Consider the following 15,076-nt stretch of genomic DNA (forward strand, 5'->3'; position numbering starts at 1 on the left):
AAGTCCCTATGTCCTTCGGACGTAGGGACTTTCACCTATTCGGCTAGGAAACATCACCGGGCAGGCGGACGGTGAACACAGTATCGCCGGGGACGCTGACCACCGCGAGCTCGCCACCGTGGGCTTTGATTACCGCGTCGGCGATCGCCAGGCCGAGCCCGGTGCTCCCGGCCCGCCGCGAGCGGGACGAATCGCCGCGCGTGAAGCGCTCGAAGATCGCCGGTTGCAGGGCCGCCGGGATCCCTGGGCCGTTGTCACGCACCCGCCACTGTGCGCCGGAGCCGTCGCGTGCCAGCGAGACGGTGACGACGGTGCCTGCGCCGGTGTGCGTGCGCGCGTTGGCAAGCAGATTGCCGATTACCTGATGCAGTCGCACCGCGTCGCCGGTGATCAGCACCGGCTCATCGGGCAGGTCGAGATCCCAGCGATGGTCCGGGCCCGCTATGTGCGCGTCGCTTACCGCGTCGATGGTGAGCCGGGACAGGTCGACCGGCTCGTGTTCCAGCGGACGTCCTGAGTCCAGGCGGGCCAGCAGAAACATGTCCTCGACCAGTGCGCTCATCCGGTGCGCGGCCGCGTCGACCCGGCTCAGCGCATCGATCTCGCCGGGCGGTTCGCGCCGATCACGTTGTGCCAGTTCGGTATAGCCGCGGATGGCGGCGAGCGGGGTGCGCAGTTCGTGACTGGCGTCGGCCAGGAATTGGCGCACGCGGGTCTCGCTGTCGTGCCGCGCCGACAGCGCCCCGGCGATGTGCTCGAGCATCCGGTTGACCGCCGCGCCGAGCTGACCGACTTCGGTCCGCGGCTCGGCGTCGATCGAAACCCGTACCGGCAGTGTCACTTCCCCGCGATCCAACTGCAGATCGGCCACCTGGGACGCGGTGGCCGCGACGCGGTCCAAGGGCAGGAGTGCGCGGCGAATGAGCCAGATGCCCGCGGTGATCGCGATCAGCACAGCGGTCGCGATAGCTGCCAGCAGAATGCCCACCACCCACGCCAGGGTCGCGTCGACCGAGGCCAGCGGAAGTGCGGTGACCACGGTCGTGCCCCGCCAGGTCGGGTCCGCGACCACGCGATAGTGGCCCTGTCCGTCGATGCTCAGCGATCTCGGCTTGCCGTCCGCGACGACCGTGGCGAGCTGCTGGCGTGCGGCATCCGACAGCACGGACTCCGTGCCGTCCGAGCCGATTTTCCCTGCGGCGGTGACGGTTCCGTGGTCGACGGCCGCGCCGATCGCATCCGGCTGGATGCCGCGCCGGTCCAGGAAGTCCGGACCTGGACCTGGATTCGCCGGTCCATCAGGCGGTGGCGACCGGACGCCGCCGGGCGGGACGCCGAGACTGGGCCCACCACCCGCGCCGCCGACCGAGTGATTCTGCGCGATGACCAACTCTGCGTCCAGCTGGTGCACCAGAAACTGTTGCAGCGCAAACACTGTCGCGGCGCCGATGCCGACGACCACGGTCGCGAGCAGCAGCGACTGCCCGACCAGCAGGCGCGCACGCAGCGACCAGCGGCGCGGTGACCACCGGCGCCGCGGCTCAGTCCGCGGGCTTGAGGACATATCCGGAACCGCGCAGGGTGTGGATCATCGGTGCCCGCCCGCTGTCGATCTTCTTGCGCAGATACGACACGTACAGCTCGACGATGTTGGAGCGGCCGCCGAAGTCGTAGCTCCACACGCGATCCAGGATCAGCGACTTGCTCAGCACCCGTCTCGGGTTGTGCACGAACAAGCGCAACAACTCGAATTCGGTGGAGGTCAACGTGATCGGCTCGCCGCCCCGCAGCACCTCATAGGTGTCCTCATCCAGCACCAGATCGCCGACCACGATCCGAGCGCCGCTGTCCGGCGCGCTCACCCCCGTGCGCCGCAGCAGCGCGCGCAACCGCAAGATCAGCTCTTCGATGCTGAACGGCTTGGTGACGTAATCGTCGCCGCCGGCGGTCAACCCGGCGATGCGATCCTCCACGGCGTCCTTCGCCGTAAGCAACAGCACCGGCAGTTGCGGCATCCGCTCCCGCAACTTCGCAAGCACCTCGAGTCCCGTCATATCCGGCAGCATCACATCAAGCACCACCACATCCGGACGAGTCTCGCGCCCGATGATCACCGCACTGCGCCCGTCACTCGCCGAACTGACCTCCCACCCCTCATACCGCAGCGCCATCGACAACATCTCCGCCAACATCGGCTCGTCATCAACCACCAGCACCTGAACCGAACTACCGTCCGCCCGGCGCATAGCGATCCGCTCGGTCGGGCTGGTAGCAGTCGTCGGCGGCATCCCCCCATCGTGAACCGACCAGCTACGCCCCCGCTGTGTCCCAGCTGTGCGGTTCGTGTGAGCGTCAGGCGGTTACGGAGCTCCCGCACATCGCAACACCGGCACCGGCGCACCCTCGCCTCGGGCCACCCAAAACCGACGGCGAGTCCACCCCGACGCTGGTGTACGGAGATTCCGCCGAGAGCTGATCGCGGACTGGCTAAGGTGCGGTTGGTGACGACATCGAATTCCTCGCCTCCGTCAGCCGCTGGAGTGTTGCCTGTTGAGCAGTATGTGGCGGGCTTGGCGCGCAAGCGGATGGCGGCCGGGGTGTTGTTTCGAGACAGCACGAACCGGGTGCTGTTAGTGCAGCCATCTTACAAGCCGAACTTCGAGATTCCTGGCGGTGCGGTGGAAGCGGATGAGGCTCCCTGGGCGGCGGCGAAACGCGAAGTGCGGGAGGAGATCGGCTGGGATCGGCCTCTTGGGCGGCTCCTGGTGGTCGATTATGTACGTCCGCAGGATTCCCGCCCGGAAGGGGTGGTCTTCGTCTTCGACGGCGGAATGCTCAGCGAGGGCGACGTGGCCGCAATGGTGTTCGCCGAGTCCGAGATCTTGTCCGCGGACTTCCACGCGATCGAGGAAGCCCGCGGCAAGGTGAAGCCGTTGTTGGCAGCCCGGCTCGAGGCAGCGCTCGAAGCAGTTCGGCTGGGCGTCACCGTGAATTGCGAGCAGGGCCGCCGAGTCACTTGACCGCCGTCCCCGCGGCCGACCGGTTACGCCGATGCAGACAACGCCGCGAGTGATCGAGACCCAGTTTCCGTCGCTGTATTCGAGTGCGTGGTGTGCTGCTTGCCAGCGGCCCGATAGAGGCTGTCGTGGATGCCATCGGCGTACAGCAGCCCATTGAGGTCCCGGCGCACCTTGGCCACGTGGCTATCAGACTGGAAGCCCCGCGCGCCGAGCAGCAACGTCAGCTCAGAGGTGGTCTGGTTGGCCGTGTCGATTCCGTGCGCCTTCATGACCGCGCTCCAGCGCTCGGCGTGCTCGTGTCCGACCTCTGCCTTGCGGTCAGCGAGGACGGTACCCAGGAGCGCGGTGACGAGCCGAGCGTGTGCGCGCCCGACCGTGACCAACGCCGAGTCCCATAGCCGCGCCACCTCCCCGGAGATGTAGCGATTCGCTAGGTTCGCGACTACCTCGTCGAACACCGCCGCCGCACCCCCCAAGGCTGTGGCCGCCACCAGCGGCCGGTAGCCCGCGAAGTGCTTGCGTAGCAATGCCATCGCGTCTCCATGTAGGATATCGTCGGAGCGAACCGGTACGCAGTCGAGGTCGAGGATTCCCCAGGACCAGCCAGCGAGGCCGGTTGGCTGAATGGGTTGACGATGCAGTCCGGGCTCGGCGGCATCCACAGTGGCTGCAGCGAGTCTTCCATCCGGGGCGCGGAAGAACACCACGAATACCGAGGCCTCGGTAAGGCGGCTGATCCAGGTCTTGCGGCCGGAGATCAACCAGGTGCCGTCGCGTGTGGTGACGGCACACGTTCGTGCGGCTGCTGGTCGGGAACCGCCGTGCGGTTCGGTCATGGCAATTCCGGCGAGTTCGCCGGTGCGCAGCCGGGGTATCCATCGTTGCCGCGTTGCCGGACTGCCGTGGCGTGCGATCAGGGCACCGTGCCCGAGACCGGTAGCGTCGCGGAGATCGATATCTCGGTAGCCGCACGCAAACTGTGCCAGCAACGCGAAAAGCGCTGGGTGCCTATCGGTGTCGAGTTGACCGCGGGCAGCCAACTCGACTCGAATGCTGCGCAACCGATCGCTGCGTAGCGGGCCAGCAGGCAGCTGCGGGCCGATCGGGAAGGAACCGAGGACGTCGTCCAACTCGGCCTCTAATAACGCGAGGCGTTCCCAGTCGATCCGATCGGCGGGGTCGAGCACCGCCCGCAGTGGTTGCAGCCAGGTACTGATCGCCGTGGTGGGCGTCGTGGTGTTCATCGGGCCCGACCCTGCACTCGTGCCGGGTGACCATATGCCATGGCACCGGGAGGAATGTCGTGAGTGACCAGCGAACCAGCTCCGACAAGCGCATAGTCGCCGATCCGGACTGCGGCCATGATGACCGAACCACTGCCGACTCTGGCGGCGGTACCGAATTGCGGTGCTACCAGCTGTGGTTCGCGGTCCGGGTGTCGCCAGGTCAAGGTCTTGTCGTTGATCGTGCGGACCCCGGCACCCAGGAATACACGGTCGGCCAGCACCGAAGAGCTGGTGATGTGTGAACCTGGCGAGCAGCGCACGTCGTCGCCGATGCGGGTGTCACGTTCGACGACCAGATGATGGCCGAGCTGGGTCTGTGCGCCCACCTGCACGCCGGTGCGTAGCAGCGTGTGATGCCCGACCACGGTCTGGACCCCGACACGGACATCGGCGTACACCACCGCCCCCGACCGAATGACGCTTCCGACACCGATCACCGTGCAGTCGCCGGCCCCGGAATAGGTTCGCCCGACCGCGTATCCGAGCTCAGGTTTACCCACGACGGCATGCTCCTCTACCCGAGCGTGCTCGGCCAGTGTGCTGCCGCCGTGAACGATCGCGAACGCACCGATCACCGCGCCGCGGCCGACCACAACCGGCCGCACCGTACCTAGCTCATCGACCGGCATGAAGACCGCAAACCTGCTGATCTGCGCGTTCCCGTCGATCTGGAGTAGCCCGGCACGATCGAGTTCGATCGCGGTCATCTCGCGCGGGAGAACAGAATTCGTCGCTGAGGGTGTCATGGATGTAGTCATCGCTGTGCCTCCACTGCGGCAGGGACGGTTGAGTTGTCGCAGCCTCTCCAGGACACGGGAACCTATCCGCGTAAACCAGAGACTTTGCCGGACATGACATCCCGTTTGCAGACAATGCAAATCAGCCGGTACCAGCGTTGTTCGGGCCGTAGGATCGATAGCCCGGCCTGAATAGGAACGCAGGCATGGACCGGACCGACACGATCTGGGACACCGCCGCCGTCCGCGCCGCGATCGGCACCGGCGAGTGCGGCGCGATTGTCCGTGCCGTCCGGCGAGCCAACAACCTCACCCTCGCCGACCTCGCCGAACTCTGCAACTACTCGGTCTCGACGTTGTCGCGCTTGGAACGAGGCAAACAGCAACTCAGCGACGTTCGAGTCCTGCGCAGTCTTGCCGACGCACTCGGTATCCCTGCGCAGCTACTCGGATTGTCCGACACGATCACACTGCCAGTGCACATGGGCCACCAGGCAGCTATGGTCGGCGTCAACCCAGCGTCGGACGAGGAGACCGATCCTATGCGGCGTCGCACGCTACTGACCGGGCTGACCAGTCTCGCGGGTGCAGCTGCTCTCGGCGCACCCGAACTCCCCATGGCCACCGCACTGCCGCTTGGACAACTCGAACAAGTACTACTGCTCCCACCAGCTGATGGCATTCCGATCGACCTGCCTCGCCTGGCGCAAGAGCTGCACACCGCCCGCGCCGCATTCGACCTCGGCCGCTACACCGAGGTCGCCACCCGGCTGCCGGGCCTACTGACCACCACTTTCGCAACCCTCGAAGAGGCCAATGGGGACAGCATCGCGGCGTCCAATGTCCTACTCAGCCAGGCTTACTCCCTCGCCTCGAGACTGATGGTCAAACTCAGCCACGATCAACTGGCCTGGACCACCGCCGACCGCGCCGTGCACACCGCATACGCCAGCGACGACATACTCGCCCAAGCAGCAGCCCGGCGCGTCTGGGCCATCGTGCTCCGCCGTGCAGGACACTCAACCACCGCCCACCAGCTCATCATCAACACCGCCACCGCGCTCCAGCCCCACCTAGCTCGCGGCGTCCCGTACCTCACGGCGTACGGCTTCTTGCTGTCCACCGCCGCCTACACCGCCGCCGTCGACGGCGATCGTCACACCGCACAATCACTGATTGGCGAGGCCATCGACACCGCGACCAGGCTGGATGGCACCCAAGGCACATCGCCCACCTCTTTCGGCCCGATGTCAGTCGATTTGTACCGGATCAGCATGGCCAGAGTCCTTGGCGACTCCGGAACCGCCATCGAAGCAGCGAAGCGAATCAACCCCGCGGACATCCCGAAACCGGAAAGCCAAGCACGCTACTGGTCCGACGTTGCTCGCGCGTTCCATCAGTGGGGCAAACCCGAAGACTGCTACCGAGCGCTGCTGGCCGCCGAACACGCCGCACCTGACGAAGTCCGCTACCGCAAGCCGATACAACAGATCACCACCAGCCTGCTCCGCAATCCGGCCGCACGAGCGATGCCTGGTCTACAAGCCTTCGCCAAGCGCACCGGCGCCACCTCTGTCCCGACAAGTAATCATTGACCCAGGTGCAGGAGATCCTCCCGGGCTCCACCCACCCTGCCGCTCTGCTACGACCACCCGGTGCGGACCGAAGGGTAGGCCAACGCTCCTGGCACGATGTTGTCGCCGCGGCCATCATGGCTGGGTGTCTTCGTTTCGCTTGGTCGAACCGCCGCTGTTCACTCGTCTGCGGGATGCCGCCAAGGTGTTGATAGCCGGGGCGGGCGGGGGATTCGACGTGTATGGTGGCATCCCGCTCGCCATTGCGCTGGAAGGGCTCGGCAAGACGGTGCACTTGGCGAACCTGTCGTTCAGCGACCTGGGCAGAACCCCGCTCGACGATTGGCTCGCGCCGGGAGTGGCCGCTGTGCACCCTGAGACCGACGGCAACGATGACTACTTCCCGGAACGCACTCTGGCCCGCTGGTTGGCGAGTGCCGGTCGCGAACCAATTGTGTACGCCTTCCCCAAGTCCGGTGTTCGACCCTTGCGGGCTGCCTATCGCGCGCTCATCGATCATCTTGACGCGGACGCGTTGGTGCTCGTCGACGGTGGCACCGATATTCTGCTCCGCGGCGATGAAGCCGAACTTGGTACGCCGCACGAGGACATGACCAGCCTCGCGGCCGTGGCGGGTCTGGACGACATCACCCGCGTCGTGGTGTCGGTCGGGTTCGGTATCGACGCTTACCACGGTGTCTGTCATGCCCACGTACTGGAGAATCTTGCTGCGCTGCAACGCCAGAACGCATTCCTCGGCGCGTTCTCCATCCCGCCCGACAGCCGAGAAGCAGCGGCGTATCTCGCCGCTGTCAGCCACTGCCTGGCCGAAACTCCGTTGCGTCCCAGCATCGTTCACTCTCAGATCGCGGATGCGTTGCGCGGCGAGTTCGGCGATATCCACGCCACCGACCGCACCTACGGCACAGAGTTGTTCGTGAACCCACTGATGGCGATGTACCTGTCGGTCGACCTTCCCGCCCTCGCCCGCACAGTCGAATACCTACCGCTGCTCGAGCCGACCGACGATGCTTACGAGGTGGTCCGAGTCATCGAAGCGCACCTGGCAGACCGCCCAAAACCGCGCCCGCACAGCGTCATCCCACACTGATCAACCGCGTTGATCGCCCGGCGTGTACGGGATGTTGAGTGCGTTGTTTTCGTCCACGCGGATGGGGCGGCCGAGTTGCGGGAAGGCTCGTTGGGCGCAGGCGGGGCGTTCACATACTTTGCAGCCTGGGCCGATCGGGATGGCGGTGCCGGGGTCATCGATCGGAAGTCCGTGGGAGTAAACGAGTTTGTGCGCGTAGCTGAGGTCGCAGCCGAGGCCGATGGCGAAGTCGCGTTTGGGTGAGAGGTAGCCGGGGGTGCTTTCGTCGGTGGTGCGGGCCAGCCACAGGTAGCGGCGGCCGTCGGGCATCTGAGCGATCTGGGTTCGGATGCGGCCCGGTGTCGCGAACGCCTCGTGCACCACCCACAGCGGGCAGCTGCCGCCGACGCGGGAGAAGTGAAAGGCGGTGGCGGACTGGCGTTTCGAGATATTTCCTGCCCGGTCGGTGCGGACGAACAAGAACGGCACACCGCGTCGGCCGGGCCGTTGCAGGGTGGACAACCGGTGGCTGACGGTTTCGAAACCGACCTCGAATTTCGTCGACAGCAGGTCGATGTCGTAGCGCAGCGCCTCGGCGGCATCGTGAAACGCGGTGTAGGGCAGGATCAATGCGCCGGCGAAGTAGTTGGCCAGCCCGACCCGCAGCAGGCCGCGCGATTGCGCGGCCAGCGAATCGGCCCGCGCGATGATCGCGTCGATGGTGTCGGCCTGGGTGAGGAACGCCAGTTGGGTCGCGAGCTGGAATGCGCGTTGCCCGGCCGAGAGTCTGCGCGCGAGGGTGAGAATTCGGGTGGCGGGGTCGAAAGTGCGTTTCGGGCCGGGTTGATCGGGATCATCGGTGCGGATCGCGACCGCGATGTCGTGTTCCTCCCGCAGCAACCGGGTCAACTGCAGATCCAAGCCACCGAGCGTGAATCCGCGACGGGTGAACAGTTCCTCTGCGGCGGCATCCAGATCCGGGATGTGGTTGCGATGGTCGTAGAAGAAATCGCGCACATCCTCATACGGCATGCCGGTGCCCGCTTCGTGCGCATGCGGGTCGATACCGGCGGAGACACGTTCGAGCTGTTCGGTGGCACCGCGCAACCGGCGGTGCATGCCGACCAGCACCCGCGCCGCGGCGGGGATGCGGGAAACAAGTTCATCGATCTCGGTGGTCGTGATGGTCGCCCCGTCGGGATCCTCGGCGAAGACCTCCTGCAGATCGGCGAGCAGCCGCGCGTCGGTGTCGGCGGCGAAGAACTGCATGTCCAGATCGAAGGTCGAGTTGAGTCGCAGCAGCACCGGCACGGTCAACGGCCGCTGGTCGTTTTCCAGCTGATTGATGTAACTGACCGACAGCCCGAGCGTGCTGGCCATCCCGGTCTGGGTCAGCCCCCGCTGCTCACGCAGCGCGCGCATTCGGCCGCCCGCATACATCTTCTGCATAACTCGAAATCTAGCACCGTCGTCTTACACAACTTTCACAAATTCACCGGTCGTCTTCCACAAATATAGGCATTTGCGAGGTGTTTCCGCAGCGAACCGCAGTGTGTAGCGTGCGAAATATGAAGAATCATCTCGTTCGCACCCACCGGTCCGCCGAGCACTTCCCGCGCGAAGAACACCTCGCGTGGCGCATCGCCGAGGTCGCCACCGACGCGGTCGAGGTGGCGCCGGAAACGGCGGAGATGATCATCAACCGGATCATCGACAACGCCTCGGTCGCGGCGGCCTCGCTCACCCGGCGCCCGGTCGCCAATGCCCGCGCCCAAGCGCAGGCGCACCCCTACCAACCGGGCGCGGCCGTATTCGGTGTCGGCGGCAGCTACTCCCCCGAGTGGGCCGCCTGGGCCAACGGCGTCGCGGTGCGTGAACTCGATTTCCACGACACCTTCCTGGCCGCCGAATACTCCCACCCCGGCGACAACATCCCGCCGATCCTGGCCGTCGCGCAGCACGCCGGGCGCACCGGCCGGGACCTGATCCGCGGCCTGGCCACCGGCTACGAGATCCAGATCGATCTGGTGCGCGCGATCTGCCTGCACGAGCACAAGATCGACCACGTCGCCCACCTCGGCCCCGCTGCCGCCGCGGGCATTGGTACGTTGCTCGGCCTCGACGCCGAGACCATCTACCAGGCCGTCGGCCAGGCACTGCACACCACGACCGCGACCAGGCAGTCCCGCAAGGGCGAGATCTCCAGTTGGAAGGCCTACGCGCCGGCGTTCGCGGGCAAGATGGCCGTCGAGGCGGTCGATCGGGCGCTGCGCGGCGAGGGTGCGCCGTCGCCGATCTGGGAGGGCGAGGACGGGGTGATCGCCTGGCTGCTCGGCGGTCCGGACAAGGAATACTCGGTCCCGCTGCCCGGCCCCGGCGAGCCCAAGCGGGCCATCCTGGACTCCCACACCAAGGAACATTCCGCGGAGTACCAGAGCCAGGCGCCGATCGACCTGGCCCGCCGGATGCGCGACCAGATCGGCGATCTCGACCAGATCGCCTCGATCGTGCTGTACACCAGCCATCACACCCACGTCGTCATCGGCACCGGCTCCGGCGACCCGCAGAAGTTCGATCCGACGGCCTCGCGCGAGACCCTGGACCACTCGGTGATGTACATCTTCGCGGTTGCGCTGCAGGACGGAACTTGGCACCACGAACGGTCTTACGCGCCCGAGCGCGCGCAGCGATCCGACACCGTCGAGCTGTGGCGCAAGATCTCCACCGCCGAGGATCCCGAGTGGACCCGGCGCTACCACTCCACCGATCCCGCCGAGAAAGCGTTCGGCGCACGGGCCGAGGTCACGCTGAAGAGTGGTGAGGTGATCGTCGACGAGCTCGCGATCGCCGACGCGCATCCGCTCGGAGCGCGTCCGTTCGCCCGCGAGCAGTACATTGCGAAGTTCCGCACCCTGGCCGAAGGCGTCGTCGCACCGGCCGAGCAGGATCGCTTCCTCGACGTCGCACAGCGCACCGCCGAGCTGAGTGCCGCTGAGCTGTCCCAGCTTTCGTTCACCGTTTCCGATGAGGTCCTCGCACGGGCACCGCAGCTGCCGAAGGGGTTGTTCTGATGCCGGGCCTGATCGCTGCGGAGACTTCAGCCGCCGACAAGCGCGTGGCGTTCCGCGCGGGTTTGGCTTCGGGTTCGATTCAGCGGTTCCCCGGTGCGTTCAATCCGTTGGTGGCCAAGCTGATTCAGGAGATCGGGTTCGAGGGTGTGTATGTCTCCGGCGCGGTGGTTTCGGCCGATCTCGCGCTGCCCGATATCGGGCTCACCACGCTCACCGAGGTTTCTGAGCGGGGGCAGCAGATCGCGCGGGTCACCGAATTGCCGACGCTCATCGACGCCGACACCGGGTTCGGCGAGCCGATGAGCGCCGCGCGCACCGTGACCGTCCTGGAGGACGCCGGGATCGCGGGTTGTCACTTCGAGGACCAGGTCAATCCGAAGCGCTGCGGGCATCTCGACGGCAAGGCCGTGGTGCCGACCGCGGAGATGGTGCGCAGGCTGCGCGCGGCCGTAACCGCAAGGCGAGACCCCAATTTCGTGATCTGCGCGCGCACCGACGCGGCCGGGATCGAAGGGATCGACGCCGCCATCGAACGCGCCAAGGCGTATGCCGATGCCGGAGCGGATCTGATCTTCACCGAAGCCCTGGTCGGCGCGAAGGATTTCGCGAAGTTCCGGGCTGCCGTCTCGATTCCGTTGCTGGCGAACATGACCGAGTTCGGCAAGTCCGAGCTGCTGTCGGCCAAGACGTTGGAGTCGGTCGGGTACAACGCGGTCATCTACCCGGTTTCCACACTGCGCCTGGCGATGTGGGCCGCCGAGAACGGTCTGCGCGAGATTTTCGCCGAGGGGACCCAGGCCGGTCTGATTGATCGGATGCAGCCGCGCAGCAGGCTGTACGAACTGCTGCAGTACGAGCGCTACAACGAATTCGATTCCGATGTCTTCAATTTCAGCCTGGGAAGAGACCAGTGATGACCGAGACTGCTATACCTACTATCTACAAAGGGCTCGCGGGGGTTGTTGTGGACACCACCGCGGTGTCCAAGGTGGTTCCGGAAACCAACTCGCTGACCTACCGCGGCTATGCCGTGCAGGATCTGGCCGAGCACTGCAGTTTCGAGCAGGTCGCCTATCTGCTCTGGCACAGCGAGTTGCCCAATGACGCTCAGCTGGAACGGTTCTGCCAGCAGGAGCGGGCCGCGCGCCGCGCCGATCGATCGCTGCTGTCGCTGGTGACGAAGATGCCCGACAACTGCCATCCGATGGATGTCGTGCGCACAGCCATCAGCTACCTCGGTGCCGAAGACCCCGCCGAGGAGGACAACAGCCCGGCCGCCAACCGCGCCAAGGCTTTACGGATGATGGCGGTGCTGCCGACCATCGTCGCCGCCGACCACCGCCGCCGCCACGGCCAGGACCCGATCGCCCCGCACTCGCACCTCGGCTTCGCCGAGAACTTCCTGAACATGTGCTTCGGCAAGATCCCGTCCCGCGAACTGGTGAAAGCCTTCGAGGTATCCCTGATCCTCTACGCCGAGCACAGTTTCAACGCCTCGACCTTCGCCGCCCGCGTCGTCACCTCGACCATGTCCGACATCTACAGCGCGGTCACCGCCGCCATCGGCGCCCTCAAAGGCCCGCTGCACGGCGGCGCCAACGAGGCGGTCATGCACGACATGATCGAGATCAACGACCCCGCCCTGGCCGAGGAGTGGCTGCGCAACAAGCTCGCCAAGAAGGAAAAGGTGATGGGCTTCGGCCACCGCGTCTACAAGAACGGTGACTCCCGAGTACCAACAATGAAGAACGCCTTCATCGACATCGCCGACGCCACCGGCGGCCACAAATGGGTCCGAATGTACGAAATCCTCGAACGAACCATGAACGACGCCACCACCATCAAACCCAACCTCGACTTCCCCACCGGCCCCGCCTACTACCTCCTAGGCTTCGACATAGAAGTCTTCACCCCCATCTTCGTCATGAGCCGAATCACCGGCTGGACCGCCCACATAATCGAACAATCCGAATCCAACGCCCTAATCCGCCCCCTAAGCGAATACATCGGCGTCCCCCAACGCTCCATCGTCGCCTGACGGTTTGTCGCCGCGCGTGAATTGTGTGGCTGCGCACGGAATTGCTGGCAGTTTCGTGCGCGGCGGGCCGAATCGTGCGCGGGGTCGGGTTCTGGCGTGATCATCTGGCCGAGCGCCAGTCTCGTCCGCGCGCCGGCACCCGGCCGTAGCCGATCCACGACCAGTCGTTGCAGCATCAGCCCGTACCGGGGCGCGTCGCGGATGCCTTCGACAATCACGACACGTCCACTCGCGAGACCTCTCACTGTTGGGTGTGGGCCTCGGCCGGTGAGGCGTCGACCATGGTCTGGTGAAACTGCCACGCGTCGGCGACGATGTCGGCCAAGTCGGAACGTTGGGGTTTCCAGCCGAGTTCGCGGTGTGCTTTCTCGCTGGATGCGATACATACCGCCGGGTCACCGGGTCGACGTCCTTCGACATGTACGGGGAAGTCGGCTCCGGTGACGGACCGGACGGTGTCGAGCACTTGCCGGTTCGAATGTCCTTGCCCGTTACCAAGATTGAAGATGTCGTGGCGGCCGGGCTCGACGGCGTCGAGTGCGAGCAGGTGCGCCGCGGCGAGATCCGATACGTGAACGTAGTCGCGGATGCAGGTGCCGTCCGGCGTCGGGTAGTCGGTGCCGAAGAGAGTGAAGGCATCTCGTTGCCCACCGGCGGCTTGGAGCAGGATCGGGATGAGGTGTGATTCCGGGTCATGACGTTCGCCCAGGTGCGCGCCGTCGGTGGTGTGGACGGCTCCGGAAGCATTGAAATAGCGCAGGGTTGCCGCTCCGAGGATGTCCGAGGCTCCGCATTCGCCTGCGATGAGTTGATCGACGGTGGCTTTGGTTGCGGCGTAAGGGTTTTTGGGTCGGACCTCGGCGGTCTCATCGAACGCCGTCGTGCCGTCGCCGGTGTACATCGAGCCAGTCGAGGAGAAGATCAGCCGTGGCACGCCGGCCGTTCGAATCGCGCGGAGCAAGGTGAGGGAGCCTTCGATGTTGTTGTGCCAGTACTTTTCTGGGTTGCGTACTGATTCGGCGACTTCGATGCTGGCCGCGAAGTGCAGCACTCCGTCGAATCCGGCATCGGCGGTGAGGATGTCAGCGACTTGGTGCACCGACATCTCGTGGAACCGCGCGGCGGTAGGCAGGTTGAACGCGAAGCCCGTGGAGAGGTTGTCGAGAATCTCGACCTCGTGTCCGGCCTCGACGAGCTGGTGGGCGACGACTGAGCCGATGTATCCGGCGCCGCCGGTAACGAGCAGCTTCACAGGGGCGAGTCCTCCTTGGTTGCAGTGCTGTTCAAACCATGGCGGCGGCGACTATAACCCCGATCCGTGACCGGCCCGCACCGTCACAGCAGGCGTCACCGATCGCGTCATGGTTATCGCAGTCAGCTACTGAGTGCGCGTCTGGTCCGTTGGGCTGAACTTTGACGGTTGGCTAGGCTCGGTTCCCATGGCCGTCTACCTCGTCACCGGTGCCGCCGGTTTCATCGGTGCCAACTACGTTCATCGGTTGCTCGAGTGGGAGCCGGATGCGCATGTGATCGCGGTCGACTACATCGGGTTTGCCGGGAATGTGGCGAATCTGGATGCTGTGATCGATCGGATTGTGTTCGAGCAGGCCGACATTGCCGATTTGCAGGTCATGGAGGCCCTCTATCGAGCGCATCGGCCGGACTATGTGGTCAACTTTGCGGCGGAGTCGCACAACGATCGGGCGATCGTCGGGCCGTCGGCGTTCATGCGCAGCAATGCTTTAGGTGCGCAGGTGATGGCGGAGTACAGTCGGTTGGTGCCGGTGCAGCGAGGAAAGCTGGGTGGCGGATAATGGCGAATCAAAATGATATCGAATCTCGAAGGCTCACCAAATATGAAGATATTATCCGCAGATTCATCTCAGGTGATATAACCGCACCGAGGTTCGAATCGGAATATCTCTTAGCTTTCAAATCAGAGGAGACCCATCTCCGAACTGACGATTTCAACCTCCTGGATTCACTGTTCGCTGATGTCGATGACTATGTTTCTGACCCGCAGCTACGGTCCGAAGCCGGTGGACTGGACGATGAACAACTACGTCAACGCGCTACCGCAACCTACGACCGCCTGTTCGGGGCCGACAACTCCGAGTAACCGAAACCGAAAAATAGGTTATGTTCAGTGTCCGAATCCTTGACTGAAGCTCGAGAGGTTGCGCGCGCCGATCCCCGATTGCGTTGACATGAAAGACGAATCGTGCACAGTCAGCTAGCGGGTGGTAACTGCGTCCGTTGG

At 65.1% G+C, this 15,076-nt stretch carries 14 protein-coding genes; 8 read left to right on the plus strand and 6 right to left on the minus strand.

What is annotated here, in order from left to right; genetic code table 11:
- Positions 1-43: 43 nt before the first annotated feature.
- Positions 44-1,564: a sensor histidine kinase gene (locus ACFWF1_RS26385; protein ID WP_379287760.1), complete on the minus strand. Its 1,521-nt coding sequence runs from the start codon at positions 1,562-1,564 to the stop codon at positions 44-46.
- Positions 1,542-2,246: a response regulator transcription factor gene (locus ACFWF1_RS26390; RefSeq protein ID WP_379287890.1), complete on the minus strand. Its 705-nt coding sequence runs from the start codon at positions 2,244-2,246 to the stop codon at positions 1,542-1,544. Before ACFWF1_RS26390 ends, ACFWF1_RS26385 begins: the two co-directional genes overlap by 23 nt.
- A 255-nt stretch (positions 2,247-2,501) precedes the next feature.
- Here ACFWF1_RS26390 and ACFWF1_RS26395 point away from each other — a divergent pair, with 255 nt between their 5' ends.
- Positions 2,502-3,020 carry an NUDIX domain-containing protein gene (locus tag ACFWF1_RS26395; RefSeq protein ID WP_379287762.1) on the plus strand — a complete coding sequence of 173 codons (519 nt, stop codon included), beginning with the start codon at positions 2,502-2,504 and terminating at the stop codon, positions 3,018-3,020.
- A gap of 23 nt (positions 3,021-3,043) precedes the next feature.
- Here the strand turns inward: ACFWF1_RS26395 and ACFWF1_RS26400 are convergent, their stop codons facing one another.
- Both ACFWF1_RS26400 and ACFWF1_RS26405 read right to left on the minus strand, forming a co-directional pair.
- Positions 3,044-4,264 (minus strand): acyl-CoA dehydrogenase family protein, encoded by a 1,221-nt coding sequence (locus ACFWF1_RS26400; protein ID WP_379287763.1) that lies wholly within the window; start codon positions 4,262-4,264, stop codon positions 3,044-3,046.
- Positions 4,261-5,064 carry a hypothetical protein gene (locus ACFWF1_RS26405; RefSeq protein WP_379287765.1) on the minus strand — a complete coding sequence of 268 codons (804 nt, stop codon included), beginning with the start codon at positions 5,062-5,064 and terminating at the stop codon, positions 4,261-4,263. The genes ACFWF1_RS26400 and ACFWF1_RS26405 overlap by 4 nt, the downstream gene beginning before the upstream one ends.
- Positions 5,065-5,249: 185 nt before the next feature.
- Between ACFWF1_RS26405 and ACFWF1_RS26410 the strand changes: the two genes are divergently transcribed.
- Positions 5,250-6,638 (plus strand): helix-turn-helix domain-containing protein, encoded by a 1,389-nt coding sequence (locus ACFWF1_RS26410; protein ID WP_379287766.1) that lies wholly within the window; start codon positions 5,250-5,252, stop codon positions 6,636-6,638.
- A 124-nt stretch (positions 6,639-6,762) separates the two neighbouring features.
- The gene (locus ACFWF1_RS26415; protein WP_379287767.1) at positions 6,763-7,728 is read left to right on the plus strand and encodes a DUF1152 domain-containing protein; all 966 of its coding nucleotides are present in this window, start codon (positions 6,763-6,765) and stop codon (positions 7,726-7,728) included.
- Here ACFWF1_RS26415 and ACFWF1_RS26420 read toward each other — a convergent pair whose 3' ends face one another.
- Positions 7,729-9,156, minus strand: a complete 1,428-nt coding sequence (locus ACFWF1_RS26420) for a short-chain fatty acyl-CoA regulator family protein (protein ID WP_379287768.1) — start codon at positions 9,154-9,156, stop codon at positions 7,729-7,731.
- Between the two features lie 119 nt (positions 9,157-9,275).
- Here ACFWF1_RS26420 and prpD point away from each other — a divergent pair, with 119 nt between their 5' ends.
- From prpD to ACFWF1_RS26435, 3 genes are read left to right on the plus strand one after another with little or no spacing between them, the layout of a single operon-like run.
- Positions 9,276-10,778 carry a 2-methylcitrate dehydratase PrpD gene (gene prpD / locus ACFWF1_RS26425; RefSeq protein WP_379287769.1) on the plus strand — a complete coding sequence of 501 codons (1,503 nt, stop codon included), beginning with the start codon at positions 9,276-9,278 and terminating at the stop codon, positions 10,776-10,778.
- Positions 10,778-11,692, plus strand: coding sequence for a methylisocitrate lyase (prpB, locus tag ACFWF1_RS26430; protein ID WP_379287771.1), 915 nt, complete (start codon positions 10,778-10,780; stop codon positions 11,690-11,692). The genes prpD and prpB overlap by 1 nt, the downstream gene beginning before the upstream one ends.
- Positions 11,692-12,816 carry a bifunctional 2-methylcitrate synthase/citrate synthase gene (locus tag ACFWF1_RS26435; RefSeq protein WP_379287773.1) on the plus strand — a complete coding sequence of 375 codons (1,125 nt, stop codon included), beginning with the start codon at positions 11,692-11,694 and terminating at the stop codon, positions 12,814-12,816. Before prpB ends, ACFWF1_RS26435 begins: the two co-directional genes overlap by 1 nt.
- A gap of 241 nt (positions 12,817-13,057) precedes the next feature.
- On the opposite strand, the gene galE is transcribed toward ACFWF1_RS26435, so the two are convergent.
- Positions 13,058-14,068: a UDP-glucose 4-epimerase GalE gene (gene galE / locus ACFWF1_RS26440; protein WP_379287775.1), complete on the minus strand. Its 1,011-nt coding sequence runs from the start codon at positions 14,066-14,068 to the stop codon at positions 13,058-13,060.
- Between the two features lie 133 nt (positions 14,069-14,201).
- On the opposite strand from galE, the gene ACFWF1_RS26445 reads away from it, so the two are divergent.
- The gene (locus tag ACFWF1_RS26445) at positions 14,202-14,630 is read left to right on the plus strand and encodes a GDP-mannose 4,6-dehydratase (protein WP_379287777.1); all 429 of its coding nucleotides are present in this window, start codon (positions 14,202-14,204) and stop codon (positions 14,628-14,630) included.
- Positions 14,630-14,935 (plus strand): colicin immunity domain-containing protein, encoded by a 306-nt coding sequence (locus ACFWF1_RS26450; protein WP_379287778.1) that lies wholly within the window; start codon positions 14,630-14,632, stop codon positions 14,933-14,935. The genes ACFWF1_RS26445 and ACFWF1_RS26450 overlap by 1 nt, the downstream gene beginning before the upstream one ends.
- The last annotated feature ends 141 nt before the right edge of the window (positions 14,936-15,076 follow it).

Source organism: Nocardia sp. NPDC060255 (assembly GCF_042727395.1).
Lineage (GTDB): Bacteria > Actinomycetota > Actinomycetes > Mycobacteriales > Mycobacteriaceae > Nocardia.